At 53.2% G+C, this 14,124-nt stretch carries 12 protein-coding genes; 5 read left to right on the top strand and 7 right to left on the bottom strand.

What is annotated here, in order from left to right:
• Positions 1 to 3: 3 nt before the first annotated feature.
• Positions 4 to 1,362: a glycerol-3-phosphate transporter gene (gene glpT / locus NMD08_RS08785; RefSeq protein ID WP_151219899.1), complete on the bottom strand. Its 1,359-nt coding sequence runs from the start codon at positions 1,360 to 1,362 to the stop codon at positions 4 to 6.
• 270 nt (positions 1,363 to 1,632) lie between these two features.
• On the opposite strand from glpT, the gene glpA reads away from it, so the two are divergent.
• Genes glpA through glpC form a run of 3 tightly spaced genes read left to right on the top strand, consistent with a single transcriptional unit; the run spans position 1,633 to position 5,697 of the window.
• Positions 1,633 to 3,261: an anaerobic glycerol-3-phosphate dehydrogenase subunit A gene (glpA, locus tag NMD08_RS08780; RefSeq protein WP_370619984.1), complete on the top strand. Its 1,629-nt coding sequence runs from the start codon at positions 1,633 to 1,635 to the stop codon at positions 3,259 to 3,261.
• A complete protein-coding gene (gene glpB, locus NMD08_RS08775) occupies positions 3,251 to 4,510 on the top strand; it encodes a glycerol-3-phosphate dehydrogenase subunit GlpB (protein ID WP_151219901.1) in 1,260 nt (419 codons plus the stop codon). Before glpA ends, glpB begins: the two co-directional genes overlap by 11 nt.
• Positions 4,507 to 5,697, top strand: a complete 1,191-nt coding sequence (gene glpC, locus NMD08_RS08770) for an anaerobic glycerol-3-phosphate dehydrogenase subunit GlpC (RefSeq protein WP_151219902.1) — start codon at positions 4,507 to 4,509, stop codon at positions 5,695 to 5,697. The genes glpB and glpC overlap by 4 nt, the downstream gene beginning before the upstream one ends.
• A 43-nt stretch (positions 5,698 to 5,740) precedes the next feature.
• Here glpC and yfaU read toward each other — a convergent pair whose 3' ends face one another.
• The 6 genes from yfaU to NMD08_RS08740 form a co-directional block, all read right to left on the bottom strand.
• Complete coding sequence (gene yfaU / locus NMD08_RS08765) at positions 5,741 to 6,544, bottom strand: 2-keto-3-deoxy-L-rhamnonate aldolase (protein ID WP_370619982.1); 804 nt, start codon at positions 6,542 to 6,544, stop codon at positions 5,741 to 5,743.
• A gap of 25 nt (positions 6,545 to 6,569) precedes the next feature.
• The gene (locus NMD08_RS08760) at positions 6,570 to 7,859 is read right to left on the bottom strand and encodes an MFS transporter (protein ID WP_252837784.1); all 1,290 of its coding nucleotides are present in this window, start codon (positions 7,857 to 7,859) and stop codon (positions 6,570 to 6,572) included.
• Positions 7,860 to 7,915: 56 nt separating this feature from the next.
• Positions 7,916 to 9,121: an L-rhamnonate dehydratase gene (gene rhmD, locus NMD08_RS08755; RefSeq protein WP_187253449.1), complete on the bottom strand. Its 1,206-nt coding sequence runs from the start codon at positions 9,119 to 9,121 to the stop codon at positions 7,916 to 7,918.
• 13 nt (positions 9,122 to 9,134) lie between these two features.
• Positions 9,135 to 9,917: an IclR family transcriptional regulator gene (locus NMD08_RS08750; RefSeq protein WP_151219906.1), complete on the bottom strand. Its 783-nt coding sequence runs from the start codon at positions 9,915 to 9,917 to the stop codon at positions 9,135 to 9,137.
• 218 nt (positions 9,918 to 10,135) lie between these two features.
• Positions 10,136 to 11,338 carry a nicotinamide mononucleotide deamidase-related protein YfaY gene (locus tag NMD08_RS08745; RefSeq protein ID WP_151219907.1) on the bottom strand — a complete coding sequence of 401 codons (1,203 nt, stop codon included), beginning with the start codon at positions 11,336 to 11,338 and terminating at the stop codon, positions 10,136 to 10,138.
• A gap of 79 nt (positions 11,339 to 11,417) precedes the next feature.
• Entirely contained in the window at positions 11,418 to 11,960 is a 543-nt protein-coding gene (locus tag NMD08_RS08740; protein WP_151219908.1) for a YfaZ family outer membrane protein, read from the bottom strand.
• 313 nt (positions 11,961 to 12,273) lie between these two features.
• Between NMD08_RS08740 and nudI the strand changes: the two genes are divergently transcribed.
• Together nudI and arnB are read left to right on the top strand one after the other, a co-directional pair.
• The gene (gene nudI / locus NMD08_RS08735) at positions 12,274 to 12,699 is read left to right on the top strand and encodes a nucleoside triphosphatase NudI (RefSeq protein WP_151219909.1); all 426 of its coding nucleotides are present in this window, start codon (positions 12,274 to 12,276) and stop codon (positions 12,697 to 12,699) included.
• Positions 12,700 to 12,983: 284 nt separating this feature from the next.
• Positions 12,984 to 14,123 carry a UDP-4-amino-4-deoxy-L-arabinose aminotransferase gene (gene arnB / locus NMD08_RS08730; protein WP_151219967.1) on the top strand — a complete coding sequence of 380 codons (1,140 nt, stop codon included), beginning with the start codon at positions 12,984 to 12,986 and terminating at the stop codon, positions 14,121 to 14,123.
• The last annotated feature ends 1 nt before the right edge of the window (position 14,124 follow it).

Raw genomic sequence — 14,124 nt, 5'->3', positions numbered from 1 at the left:
CTATTAGCCCCCGTTACGCTTGAGCTGCATCTCTTCGTGGTGGCGTTTTTCGCCAATCATGACGACTACCAGCAGAATAACCGCCAGCACGCTACCGCCAATCATCACCATAAAGCCGCCGTCCCAACCGAAGAAGTCAACGGTGTAGCCGACAATGGCGCTCGCGGCCACAGAACCGCCGAGATAACCGAACAGACCGGTAAAGCCAGCCGCCGTCCCCGCCGCTTTTTTCGGCGCCAGTTCCAGCGCGTGCAGACCAATCAACATGACCGGGCCGTAGATCAGGAAGCCGATGATAATCATACAAGCCATATCCACGTTCGGATTACCTGCCGGGTTCATCCAGTAGACGATGGTCGCAATCGTTACCAGCGTCATAAAGAACACACCGGTCGCGCCACGGTTTCCACGGAAGACTTTATCCGACATCCAGCCACACAGCAGCGTGCCAGGAATCCCCGCATATTCATACAGGAAGTACGCCCAGGATGATTTATCCAGTGCGAAATGTTTCACTTCTTTCAGGTAGGTTGGTGACCAGTCCAGGATGCCGTAGCGCAGCAGATAAACAAACACGTTAGCGATAGCGATGTACCACAACAGTTTGTTCGGCAGTACGTATTGCATGAAGATCTGCTTCGCAGTCAGCTCTTCTTCCGCTTTCTCGTTGTAATCATCCGGGTAGTCGTTCTTGTACTCTTCGATAGGCGGCAGGCCACAGGACTGCGGCGTATCACGCATCATAGCAAAAGCAAACAGCGCGACGACGATCGCACCGAAAGCAGGCATGTACAGCGCCGCTTTCCAGTCATTGAACCAGGCCATACCGAGCAGGAACAACAGAGGAGGCAGACCGCCGCCCACGTTGTGCGCACAGTTCCAGACGGAAACAATGCTCCCACGCTCTTTCTGCGACCACCAGTGCACCATGGTACGACCACACGGCGGCCACCCCATCCCCTGGAACCATCCGCAGAGGAACAGCAGCACAAACATAATCGCAATGCTCGATGTCGCCCACGGCACAAAGCCCATAAACAACATCACTGCCGCAGCCAGTATCAGACCCGCTGGCAGGAAAACGCGCGGATTCGAGCGATCCGAAACGGACCCCATGATGAATTTCGAAAATCCGTAAGCAATGGAGATACCGGACAATGCAAAACCCAGATCGCCACGCGAGAACCCCTGCTCAACCAGATACGGCATCGCAAGGGCAAAGTTCTTACGTACCAGATAGTACGCGGCATAACCAAAGAAAATCCCCAGAAAAATCTGCCAACGTAATCGACGATATGTCGGGTCGATCTCCGCTGCAGGCAAACGCGCCGTGTGTGACGCTGGTTTAAAAATACTCAACATAGTGTAGCCTCCGTGGCCGTCTCTCATTCGAAGTAAACACTGCAGTTCGTCATTACTACCCTACCGCTCCCAGTGTGGCCGCGATGTTAAGGAAAGATACATAACAAAAATGTGAAACGCAGCACATATTGTTACAGATTTATGACAAATGTTCATAAAGGCGCACGAAATCACGTTTCATTTTCGAATAATGAGCGATTATGCGCGAAATCAAACAATCCATGTTTTTTATGTGGCTAAATGATAAAAAACGAACTGTGAGGAAAAACAATGAAAACTCGCGACTCGCAAACAAGTGACGTGATTATCATTGGTGGAGGAGCAACAGGTGCAGGGATCGCACGCGATTGTGCGCTGCGCGGGTTGCGCGTCATCTTAGTGGAGCGCCACGATATCGCCACAGGTGCGACCGGACGTAATCACGGCCTGCTGCACAGCGGTGCGCGTTATGCCGTCACCGACGCTGAATCTGCCCGTGAGTGCATCAGCGAAAACCAAATCCTGAAACGTATCGCCCGCCATTGCGTTGAGCCGACGGACGGTCTGTTTATTACCCTGCCGGAAGATGAACTCTCCTTTCAGGCAACCTTTATTCGCGCCTGTGAAGAGGCCGGTATCCGCGCCGAAGCGATCGACCCTAAACAGGCGCGCATTATCGAACCTTCAGTCAATCCACAGCTGATTGGTGCAGTAAAAGTACCGGACGGCACAGTCGATCCTTTCCGCTTAACCGCTGCCAATATGCTGGATGCGCGCGAGCATGGTGCGGTTATCTTGACAGCGCATGAAGTGACAGGACTGATTCGCGAAGGCACGACGGTGTGCGGCGTTAACGTGCGCAATCATCTGACGGGTGAGATGCAGTCTCTGCATGCGCCAGTTGTAGTGAACGCTGCCGGGATCTGGGGTCAGCGCATTGCGGAATATGCCGATCTGAGTATCCGTATGTTCCCGGCGAAAGGTTCGCTGCTGATTATGGATCATCGGATTAACCAGCATGTCATCAACCGCTGTCGTAAACCCTCTGACGCCGATATTCTGGTGCCAGGCGATACCATCTCATTGATCGGTACCACCTCACAGCACATTGATTACGACGATATCGACAGCAACCGCGTTACCGCAGAAGAAGTCGACATTCTGCTGCGTGAAGGCGAGAAACTGGCGCCGATTATGGCGAAAACGCGCATTTTACGCGCCTACTCCGGCGTGCGTCCGCTGGTGGCAAGTGACGACGATCCGACCGGTCGTAACGTCAGCCGTGGGATTGTCCTGTTCGATCACGCACAGCGTGACGGACTGGAGGGGTTTATCACCATTACCGGCGGCAAACTGATGACCTACCGCCTGATGGCGGAGTGGGCTACAGATGCCGTTTGCCGCAAGCTGGGTAATACCGAACCTTGCACAACGGCAGCCACCGCGTTACCTGGCTCACAGGAATCTACCGAGCATACGCTTAAACGCGTCATTTCGTTACCAGCACCACTGCGCGGATCGGCGGTCTATCGTCATGGCGATCGTACCCCGGCGTGGCTAAGCGAAGGTCGCCAACACCGCAGCCTGGTTTGTGAATGTGAAGCGGTCACCGCGGGCGAAGTGCAATACGCCGTCGAAAATTTAACCGTCAACAGCCTGCTGGATTTGCGTCGCCGTACCCGTGTAGGAATGGGGACCTGCCAGGGCGAATTGTGTGCCTGCCGCGCCGCAGGTTTGCTGCAACGTTTTAATGTCACCACCGCTGCACAATCTATTACCCAGCTTTCCGATTTCCTCAACGAACGCTGGAAAGGCGTGCAACCTATTGCCTGGGGAGATGCGCTGCGCGAAAGCGAATTCACGCGCTGGGTCTATCAGGGATTGTGCGGTCTGGAAAAGGAGCACCAGGATGAAATTTGATTCCGTCATTATCGGCGGCGGCCTGGCCGGCCTGCTGTGCGGCCTGCAACTGCAAAAAAGCGGTTTGCGCTGCACGATCGTCACTCGCGGCCAAAGCGCCCTGCATTTTTCCTCCGGCTCACTGGATTTGCTCAGCAACTTGCCCGATGGCCAACCCGTGACCGACATAGAAGTGGGTCTGAATACGCTGCGCACTCAGGCACCCGCGCATCCATATAGCATCATCGGCACGAACAATGTCCTGGACCTGGCCCAGCAGGCGCAAAATCTGCTGGAAGATTGCGGCACGCATTTGCAGGGCAAGGTACTTCAGTCACATCAGCGCGTAACCCCGTTGGGAACCCTGCGCTCAACCTGGTTAAGCTCACCAGAAGTTCCGGTCTGGCCACTGTCCGCAGATCGTATCTGCGTTGTGGGTATTAGCGGTTTACTGGATTTTCAGGCGCATCTCGCCGCAGCCTCACTGCGCCAACGCAATCTCAGCGTCGAAACGGCAGAAATCGATCTCCCTGAGCTGGATGTCCTGCGTGATAACCCGACCGAGTTTCGCGCCGTCAACATTGCGCGTCTGCTGGATAACGACGATAAATGGTCGCTACTCTATGACGCACTGCTGCCAATAGCAAAAACCTGCGACATGATAATCATGCCAGCCTGCTTCGGTCTGGCAGATGAGCGGCTCTGGCAGTGGCTGAATGAACGCCTTCCCTGCTCGCTGTCGCTGTTACCGACCCTACCACCTTCGGTACTGGGCATGCGTTTGCACAACAAATTACAGCGCCAGTTTGTGCGTCAGGGCGGCGTCTGGATGCCAGGCGATGAAGTGAAAAAAATAACCTGTCAGGATGGCGTAGTCAGCGAAATCTGGACCCGTAACCATGCCGATATTCCCTTGCGACCACGTTTTGCCGTGCTCGCCAGCGGCAGTTTCTTCAGCAGCGGACTGGTCGCCACCCGAGAGGCTATCTACGAACCGATCCTCGGACTGGATGTGCAGCAAACTGCCACCCGCGCCGAATGGTATCAACGTGATGTCTTCGACCCACAGCCATGGCAACAGTTTGGCGTCACAACCGATGCCGCCCTACGCCCGTCACTGGCGGGAAAAACGATAGATAATATGTATGCCATCGGCTCCGTTCTTGGCGGATTCGATCCCATCGCCCAGGGTTGCGGAGGCGGCGTGTGCGCAGTAAGCGCCTTACATGCCGCACATCATATTGCGAAACGTGCAGGAGGTGAGCAATGAGCGACACACGTTTTGAAAGTTGTATCAAATGTACGGTGTGCACCACCGCCTGCCCGGTTAGTCGCGTCAATCCAAACTACCCTGGCCCTAAACAGGCTGGCCCGGACGGAGAACGTCTGCGTCTGAAAGATGGCGCGTTATATGACGATGCGCTGAAATACTGTATCAACTGTAAGCGCTGCGAAGTGGCTTGTCCGTCAGATGTGAAAATTGGCGATATCATCCAACGCGCACGCGCCAAATACGACACGACGCGTCCGTCTATACGTAACTTTGTCTTAAGCCATACCGATTTAATGGGTAGCGTATCCACACCCTTCGCCCCGATAGTGAACACGGCTACGTCACTGAAACCGGTACGCCAGCTGCTGGATTACGCGCTAAAAATCGATCATCGCCGTACGCTACCGAAATACTCTTTTGGCACCTTCCGCCGCTGGTATCGCAGCGTTGCCGCCCAGCAAGCGCAGTATCAGGATCAGGTCGCCTTTTTCCACGGCTGTTTTGTAAATTACAACCATCCGCAGCTCGGTAAAGATCTGATCAAGGTGCTCAACGCCATGGGAACCGGCGTTCAACTGCTGAGCAAAGAGAAGTGCTGCGGCGTACCGCTGATTGCCAACGGCTTTACCGATAAAGCACGTAAACAGGCGGTGAGCAACGTGGCCTCGCTCCGGGAAGCGATTGACGGCAAAGGCATTCCAGTGATCGCCACTTCATCAACCTGCACCTTTGCGCTACGCGATGAATATCCGGAAGTGCTGGACGTCGATAACGCAGGCCTACGCGAACACATTGAGCTGGCAACCCGCTGGCTGTGGCGCAAGCTGGATGAAGGCAAAACGCTACCGCTGAAAACACTGCCGCTGAAAGTGGTCTACCACACGCCATGCCACATGGAGAAAATGGGCTGGACACTCTACACGTTGGAACTGCTGCGAAAAATTCCGGGGCTGGAGCTGACGGTGCTGGATTCTCAATGCTGCGGGATTGCCGGGACTTACGGCTTTAAAAAGGAAAACTACCCGACTTCACAGTCTATTGGCGCACCGTTATTCCGTCAGATTGAAGAAAGCGGCGCGGATATCGTCGTCACCGACTGCGAAACCTGTAAATGGCAGATTGAGATGTCGACAAGCCTTCGTTGTGAGCATCCCATTACCCTGTTAGCAAAAGCGCTAAGTTAAGCGCTGTATCAGGCCCGATAGCCATACACCATCGGGCCTGATATTAGTAACTGCTTTTTAACGTTTGTGCAGGCTTCTCCGGCTTAAATATTGCCAACCGGCGATCCAGCGCTTCGGTATAAAGCATGGTATCAACGCCTACAGCGACAAAGTTCGCGCCCCAGTGCAGACATTTTTGCGCCATTGCCGGGTCAACCGCGAGGAATCCTGCGGCTTTACCGGCTGCGCGGATACGGCGAATGCACTGCTCAATGATCCGCTGCACCACTGGGTGTCCGGCGTTATCCGGATAGCCCAGTGATGCAGAAAGATCCGCCGGACCAATAAAGACACCGTCAATACCTTCAACGTCCAGAATCGCATCCAGATCATCCAGGGCTGCTTTACTCTCGACCTGCACCAGCAGACAGAGTGATTCATTGGCCCGTTCCATATACTTGTCGATACGCCCCCAGCGCGCCGCTCGCGCCACGCTGGCACCAACGCCACGCTCGCCGAGCGGAGGATAACGAGTGGCGGAAACCACCTGACGCGCCTGCTCTGCACTGTCGACCATTGGGATCAGCAGCGTCTGCGCACCAATATCCAGTACCTGCTTAATCAACGCTTTACTGCCCTCAACGGGACGTACCACCGGTTGACTGGAATAAGGCGCAATCGCCTGGAGTTGGTGGTAGAGATCTTGCACCGTATTCGGCGCATGTTCACCATCAATCAATAACCAGTCATAGCCTGATGTAGCGGCAATCTCCGCCATATAGGAGGTGGTCGAACTGAGCCACAGGCCAACCTGGACCTCTCCTCTCAACAATCCTTCTTTGAAAGAGTTTGATAACAATGCGTTCATAACGATCCTTACAACGTAGATAAGATTAATGATGCGCAGCGCCGGTTTGTGAAACCGAACGGTTCACACTCAGCGTAAAGATGATAAGCGAGCCAATCATTGCAACGCCCGCCAGGACCAACAGACCAGCCGCATCGCTGGCAAACAACGTTTCGGCTTTGACGCGCAAAATTGGAGCAATAAAACCGCCTACGGCACCAAACAGGTTGACGAAACCAATCCCTGCCGCCAGCGCTGTGCCGGAAAGAAGTTGCGTTGGCATCGTCCAGAACACCGGCTGTACGGCGATGAAACCGACCGCCGCGACGCAGAGCGCCACGATCGCCAGTATTGGTGAAACCAGCCCGGACAGGCCAATGCCAATCCCGGCCGCCAGCAGCGTAAGCGCAGCAACGTTACGTCGGTCGCCAGTGCGATCGGAGTAGCGGGGAATAAGCCAGGTGCCAAACAGCGCCGCGACCCACGGTATCGCCGTCACGACTGAAGCCGTAAAGCCAACTTTTGTCCCTAACAATGCCGCAACCTGAGTGGGCAAGAAGAAGATCAAGCCATACACTGCGACCTGAATCGTCAGATAGATAATCGCCAGTTGCCAGACACGACCATTACGCAGTGCATCCGACAGTCGCGACGTCACCTTTTTCTCCTCTTCACTCGCCAGTTGGCTAATGAGCGCAGCCTTTTCCTCAGCGCTCAGGAAACGCGCCTGCTGCGGCGTGTCGTCAAGCCAGAAGAAGGTGAAAACCCCTGCGCCTACCGCCAATAAACCTTCGATAACAAACATCCAAAACCACCCCGGATGTCCCATAAAACCGTGCATCTCAAGCAGCGCGCCAGACAGCGGCGATCCCAGGGTTAATGCCAGCGGCGCCCCCATATAGAACAGGCCCATAATGCTGGCGCGATTGCGCTGGGGGAACCACTGCGATGTCAGGTAAATCATACCGGGGAAGAAGCCCGCCTCTGCCGCACCCAGCAGAGTACGGATAATCAGAAACTTCGCTTCCGTATCCGCCCATGCCATCGCCGCAGAGAGAAATCCCCACAGCAACGTGGTGGTACCAATCCAGGTTCTGGCGCCAAATTTACGCATCAACAAGTTGGCAGGAACGCCCAGAAAGGCGTAAACCACAAAGAAAATTCCTGCTCCCAATGCATAAGCTTCATTGCTCAGGCCGGTATCAATCTGATAGGTCTCTTTGGCAAACCCGATGTTCGAGCGGTCAAGAAACGCCAGCACATACAGCGCCAGCATAAAGGGAATCAAACGGGCACGGTTTTTCTTCACCACACCGTCAAGTAACGTGGTACTCATAGCAAAATCCTCAAAAAAATGAGGGCGTTGCCGTGAAAAAGGCAACGCACAGGTCATTAGTGGCTATAAGGGCGCTTCAGATTGCAGTCGCGGTTAAGCTCGACGCCAAATCCCGGTTTATCCAGCACTGACTTATGAATGCGGCCATTGACGGGCACGGGTTCGTCAAGAAGGATAGGGTCAAACTGCGGACGCATCGTTGAGCAATCCGGGCTGGTCATCAGGAATTCGCTGAACGGGGTGTTGGTGAACGTGATCACCGCATGGTGTGAGTAAACTGATGAGCCATGTGGCACCACCAGTTGGCCACGCGATTTCGCAATAGCGGCAATTTCTACTAACGTGGTTAACCCACCGCACCAGCCTACATCCGGCTGCATAATATCGATGCCAGTTTCAGACAGCGTGCGGAAGGATTGCAGCGTTCCGTGATGTTCACCGCTGGTGACCATCATCCCCGCCGGAGCGTTGCGTTTCAGTTCGCGATAGCCTTCATACTGTTGCGGAGGCAGACACTCTTCGATCCACTTCAGATTGTGTGGCGCACAGGCATGAGCCAGTTTGGTGGCATAGTTCACGTCCTGACTCATCCAGCAGTCGAGCATCAGCCAGAAATCAGGACCGCATTTCTCGCGCATATCAGCAACCATTGCCGAATCTTTGCGGATCCCGGCATCCCCGTCATGCGGTCCCCAGTGGGTTGGCATTTTACCGCCAATAAAACCCATCTCCTTCGCCAGATCCGGACGCGCGCCCGTCGCGTAGAATTGAATTTCGTCTCGTACCGCACCACCCAGCAACTTATAGACCGGTAACCCCACCACTTTGCCAAACAGATCCCACAACGCCAGATCTACGCACGAGATGGTGTTCATTACCAGACCACCAGAGCCGGAGTAATACATTGTTGCACCGAGCATCTGGTCATGAATGAGTTTGATATCGCTAACGCATTTACCTTCGATAAAACGATTGAGATGCTTTTCCACAATAAAGCAGCCCATCTCCCCTGCCGTCGAAACGGCAAAACCGGTCTGCCCGCTCTCAGCCTCTACTTCAACAATCAACGTTCCTAACACGTTGATGCCAAAAGACTGACGTGATTGCTCGTATTCACGATATTTACTCATTGGCGTGGCGATATGATCGTCAATCCAGTGGTTAGCGCCCTGATCGTGATAATCACCACCGCCTGCGCCTTTATCTGCTGTAGCGCCACCGGTAAACCAGGCACGGACATGTTTAATTTTAGGTAGGGTCATGATGTTCTCCTTTTTATGAAGCGAGTGAGTCGAAGGGACTTTTCCATCCCAGCAGGCGCGAAATATCCCTGGCGCAGGCAATTGCTTTCCCGGCCAGATAGTCACGATTCTCTTCGTTAATTTGCAGACGCGTGCCGACCACCGAAATTGCTGCGGTCAGTTCATTGTTAGCGTTAAAAACAGGCGCTGCGACGCAGCGAACATCGGGGTAATCTTCGCCATTATCAAAGCTCCATCCACGCTGACGAATACGCTCAAGCTCGTCATTCAACTGCTGTGGTCTGGTGATAGTGGTTGGCGTTGCCTGTTCCCATATCAGTTGTTCAATAATGGCTTTACGTACGGCGGCAGGTTGCCAGGCTAGCAGACACTTGCCGATCCCAGAGCGATAGAGCGAAAGACTTTTCCCCTCGTGGGAGCGCACGCTAATAGTGGATGACGACTCCACTTTCAGGATGTAATACGCGCTTTCGTGGTCAATGATCCCCAGATGGCAAAGTAACCCGGTCTCATCCATCAGTTGTGTCAACCGTGGACGCGCCAGTTCACGTAAATCCATCTTACTCAGAGCGTGCCCCGACAGCTCAACCAACTTGGTCCACAGGCAGTAATTCTCCTGATGATCAATGCTGATAAAACGCTGACGTTTAAGTTCGTTGAGTAACAGGTAAGCGGTACTTTTTGGTATACCCAGCGTCTCTATGATCGTAGCAGCACTGCATGGGCCGATACGCGCAATGAGATTGAGAATTTCGATCGCCCTGGTGAGCGCGGGAACTTTACTTGATTCCAACATACTGGACTCCAGTCTGAGATACTGGAATCAGTGTGGTAGGTTAAAGTGGTTAAAATTGTGAAGCGCATCAAATCCTCTCGTTCTTCCAGTAGGCTGGAGAAAAATCGAGTACAACTGTGAACTAACGCACAGATTTTTTTGTTGGGAGTACAACAGGTTGGACTGATAATGGGAAGGCCAGGGCACCTTCCCATAACAAAAAGAAGAGAGAGAATAAATCAGGCAGGCAGCGTCAGGGATTCCACCACGTCGATCCAGCCATGTTCGTTGGCAATATCCTGTCCGTTAAGCCAACGGCGCAGCATATTCAGTGCCATCATCGCGCACACTTCCTGGTGAATCGCCAAGCTGTAGCGATTAGCATTCAGCCGGACGCGTAAGGCATGCGTTCCATCAGGTGTTGCCAGCGCAAAGTTAATATGTTCGTTTTCGAACGCGGATATCGCCAGTGCCAGCCCCGCATAATGGTTGCCGCGTCGCTCGGTTACCCAGTGCGCTGTTTGCGCCAGCGTTTCTTCCTGGGGCGGAACCACTTCGCTCGCGAGCAGCGGAGCATTTGCGCGCGAAAGCTGCAGCGCCACCAGACCACTGGTGAATTGTTCGCTCAGCGTCAGGCTGTATTGCCGTTCCTGTAACGTGCGGGCAATTTGCGCAGGCAAGCCTTCCGTGCCTTCGAAAATCATGTTTTGCCCGGCAACCTTTTTCACCTCAGGCCACAGCGCCAGCATCGCTTCACGTTGGGAATCCGGACCGGTCAGTTTCAGCTCAATAATCGGCATCGACGAGCGATACCCCATTGTTACGCCCGGTGGCAAAGTCAGCAGATCCAGGCTTTGTGCCAACTCGCTTTCAGAGCGGCCAAAGGTGGTTAATCGCAGGCATAGCGGGGGTTGAGACAGTGAAAAGCGCTCACGCAAACGCGGCAGGATCTCATGCTCAACCATGACTTTAAATTCTGATGGTACGCCCGGCGTAAAGAACATCAGGCAGCGGTTAAGCCTCAGGGCAAACCCGCATGCAGTACCTACTGGATTATTGATAAACTCCGCGCTGGCGGGAAGCTCAGCCTGTTTGCGGTTGCTTGGTGCCATCACGCGGCCGCGTTCACGGAAATAACGTTCCATCTCGGCGAGCCAGGCTTCATGCAACACCAGCCCTTCGCCTTTTGCCGTTGCCGCCGCCAGCGCGCTCAAATCATCGCTGGTCGGCCCCAGACCGCCGTTAACGATCAGTACGTCGGCGTGTTCGCTACGCTCACGCAAAACGGCGACCAAATCGTCAAGATTGTCACCTACTGTGTTGCGACGTGTTAACGGTAAACCCTGATGAAAGAAAAAATCGGCCAGCCAGGCGGCATTGGTGTCGACAATTTGTCCGTGCAACACCTCATCCCCGGTGGATAGCATCTCCACGTTTAACATCGTGTTCTCCTGCTTTTATGATGAAAACACTATAACGCATGGAGGGGGGAAGGCGCGACTGAACGCCGCGCCGGAAAAATCAGAAACTCGCGTTAACCCCAACGTACGGGCCATCAGCAATCGCGTTATCGCGGTTGCCGTCTTTGCCAGCAAGGTTCAGGTAGCGATAACCGGCTTCAATACTCAGCGGACGCATAATGGTCAGACGTGCACCGGCATTAGCCTCTTCATAGCTGTCGATACCGCTGGAAAGCGAATCGGGAGAATAATAATACTCGCCAAACAGGCGGATGCTGTCGCCAATCGGCCACTGTAAACCACCACCGACCGCCGCCGCGTAACCCTCATCACCATCATTCGGGTTAGTATAAATGCCTTTCCCACCCACCGTTGCCAACAGCGGACCGAGTGGAACATTCAAACCTAACCCCAGACCAGCTGCATCGCCGTCGTCATCGTTATGCATCCAGTTACCACTGACGGCCAGCCCCGTAGTCTCGGTGCCCATACCGAACCCAAGGTTGGTGTAATCTTCGCCAGCCTGGCCACTAATGCTAATTGCGCTCGCCGACGCAGAAACAAACAGCATGCCGGCAAAACCCAACATTAAACTTTTTTTCATTTTCTATCCTTTCAAGCAAAAATCAAAACATAGCCCCAAAACCGAGGGATTGTACTGCCAGATGGCGAGGAATCAATGAACTAAAAAAGCGATGCACTGCCATATTGTAACTAAATACTACTTAATGAGACGAGATAATGTTAAATTTTTGTATGAAACGTATCGTTGTGTACCCCTGAATGCCATTTTCAACAACTATCAATTTTTCCCCGGTCACACGGACTTAATCGTCGATGAAGCGTTTTTTCTCCAGCCAGCAAAAGGTAAGATAGGTGAATGATGGAATTATCAATCCCCTGGAAGGACTTGACCTATGCGCCAAAGAACAATTGTTTGCCCCTTAATTCAAAACGATGGCTGCTATTTACTGTGTAAAATGGCAGATGACCGCGGCGTGTTTCCCGGTCAGTGGGCGCTTTCTGGTGGTGGCGTTGAGCCGGGTGAGCGCATCGAAGAGGCTTTGCGTCGGGAAGTGAGGGAGGAGCTGGGTGAACAACTGGTATTATCAGAAATTACTCCGTGGACCTTCAGCGATGATATTCGCACCAAAACCTATGCCGATGGCAGTCGGGAAGAGATTTATATGATTTATCTCATCTTCGATTGCGTGGCAGCTAATCGTGAAGTGAACATTAACGAAGAGTTTCAAGATTTCGCGTGGGTTAAAGCGGAAGATCTTGGTACCTACGACTTAAATATCGCCACGCGAAAAACGTTAACCTTGAAAGGACTACTGTAAGTCTAACGAGTTTAAACGTAATATAAACAATGTTCACAATAGCGGTATTGTTTTCAACATTCAGCACAGAAGCCAATGCCGCCACGTTGTATAAAAATATTTTATATTCAAACAAATAAATCACCTCCCTCTTGTCTTTATCTTGACATCCCAAACCTTAAACTCTTAAGGATAAATTAACCTTTGGCCATTAACCTTTGTAGCCTGATGAAATAATTAACGACGCCCCTGTTTAGTCCTAAAAATAAAACTTCGGTAGCGTTAAATGGCTTGAAGGAATAATGATGCCTGACTTTTTGCCTTTCTCTCGCCCGGCAATGGGTGCTGAAGAGCTTGCAGCCGTGAAAGCAGTGCTGGACTCTGGATGGATAACCACTGGCCCGAAGAATCAACAGCTGGAAGAAGCCTTCTGCCAGTTGACAGGAAATCAACACGCCGTCGCTGTCTGTTCCGCCACGGCAGGTATGCATATCACGCTAATGGCGCTGAACATAGGTGCAGGCGATGAGGTCATTACGCCGTCAATGACGTGGGTTTCTACCCTCAACATGATTGTCCTGCTGGGTGCGACCCCCGTGATGATCGATGTCGACCGCGATACGCTGATGGTCACACCAGAGCAAATTGAAGCCGCTATCACGCCACGCACCAAGGCCATTATTCCGGTACATTACGCTGGCGCTCCAGCCGACCTTGACGCGATTTATGCGATTGGCGAGCGGTATGGTATTCCGGTCATAGAAGATGCAGCCCATGCCGTAGGAACGCAGTATAAAGGCCGCCATGTCGGCGCGCGCGGCACGGCAATCTTCTCATTTCACGCCATCAAAAATATCACCTGCGCAGAAGGTGGGCTGATTGTTACTGACGATAGTCAGCTTGCTCAGCGGCTTCGCAGTCTGAAGTTTCACGGTCTGGGCGTTGATGCTTACGATCGACAAACCTATGGCCGGGCGCCGCAGGCCGAAGTGCTTGCGCCAGGCTACAAATACAACCTTACCGATATCAATGCTGCCATCGCGCTGGTACAGCTGAATAAACTACAACAGCTGAACTCACGGCGGGCGCAAATTGCCCATGAATATCAACAGGCGCTAGCCGATACGCCATTTCAACCGCTGAGCCTGCCTCAGTGGTCGCATGTTCATGCCTGGCATCTGTTCATCATTCGCGTTGACGAAGCGCGCTGTGGCCTGAGCAGAGATGCTCTGATGGAAGCACTGAAGGCTAAAGATATCGGCACTGGTCTGCATTTTCGTGCAGCCCACACGCAAAAATACTACCGCGAACGCTTCACTACCCTTTCGCTCCCAAATACAGAATGGAATAGCGCACGCATCTGCTCGCTGCCGTTATTCCCCGATATGACCGCCGCTGACACCCAGCGGGTCATAACGGCACTTCGCGAGATTGCAGGACAATAAA

Origin of the sequence: Citrobacter meridianamericanus, from assembly GCF_041320245.1 — a bacterium.
GTDB classification, from domain to species: domain Bacteria; phylum Pseudomonadota; class Gammaproteobacteria; order Enterobacterales; family Enterobacteriaceae; genus Citrobacter; species Citrobacter meridianamericanus.
This window is presented reverse-complemented; position numbering and strand designations above follow the sequence as displayed.

What these genes read in the sequence shown, in the direction of transcription:
- glpT (WP_151219899.1), bottom strand. Translation starts at nt 1,362, where the DNA reads ATGTTGAGTATTTTTAAACCAGCGTCACACACGGCGCGTTTGCCTGCA.
- glpA (WP_370619984.1), top strand. Translation starts at nt 1,633, where the DNA reads ATGAAAACTCGCGACTCGCAAACAAGTGACGTGATTATCATTGGTGGA.
- glpB (WP_151219901.1), top strand. Translation starts at nt 3,251, where the DNA reads ATGAAATTTGATTCCGTCATTATCGGCGGCGGCCTGGCCGGCCTGCTG.
- glpC (WP_151219902.1), top strand. Translation starts at nt 4,507, where the DNA reads ATGAGCGACACACGTTTTGAAAGTTGTATCAAATGTACGGTGTGCACC.
- yfaU (WP_370619982.1), bottom strand. Translation starts at nt 6,544, where the DNA reads ATGAACGCATTGTTATCAAACTCTTTCAAAGAAGGATTGTTGAGAGGA.
- NMD08_RS08760 (WP_252837784.1), bottom strand. Translation starts at nt 7,859, where the DNA reads ATGAGTACCACGTTACTTGACGGTGTGGTGAAGAAAAACCGTGCCCGT.
- rhmD (WP_187253449.1), bottom strand. Translation starts at nt 9,121, where the DNA reads ATGACCCTACCTAAAATTAAACATGTCCGTGCCTGGTTTACCGGTGGC.
- NMD08_RS08750 (WP_151219906.1), bottom strand. Translation starts at nt 9,917, where the DNA reads ATGTTGGAATCAAGTAAAGTTCCCGCGCTCACCAGGGCGATCGAAATT.
- NMD08_RS08745 (WP_151219907.1), bottom strand. Translation starts at nt 11,338, where the DNA reads ATGTTAAACGTGGAGATGCTATCCACCGGGGATGAGGTGTTGCACGGA.
- NMD08_RS08740 (WP_151219908.1), bottom strand. Translation starts at nt 11,960, where the DNA reads ATGAAAAAAAGTTTAATGTTGGGTTTTGCCGGCATGCTGTTTGTTTCT.
- nudI (WP_151219909.1), top strand. Translation starts at nt 12,274, where the DNA reads ATGCGCCAAAGAACAATTGTTTGCCCCTTAATTCAAAACGATGGCTGC.
- arnB (WP_151219967.1), top strand. Translation starts at nt 12,984, where the DNA reads ATGCCTGACTTTTTGCCTTTCTCTCGCCCGGCAATGGGTGCTGAAGAG.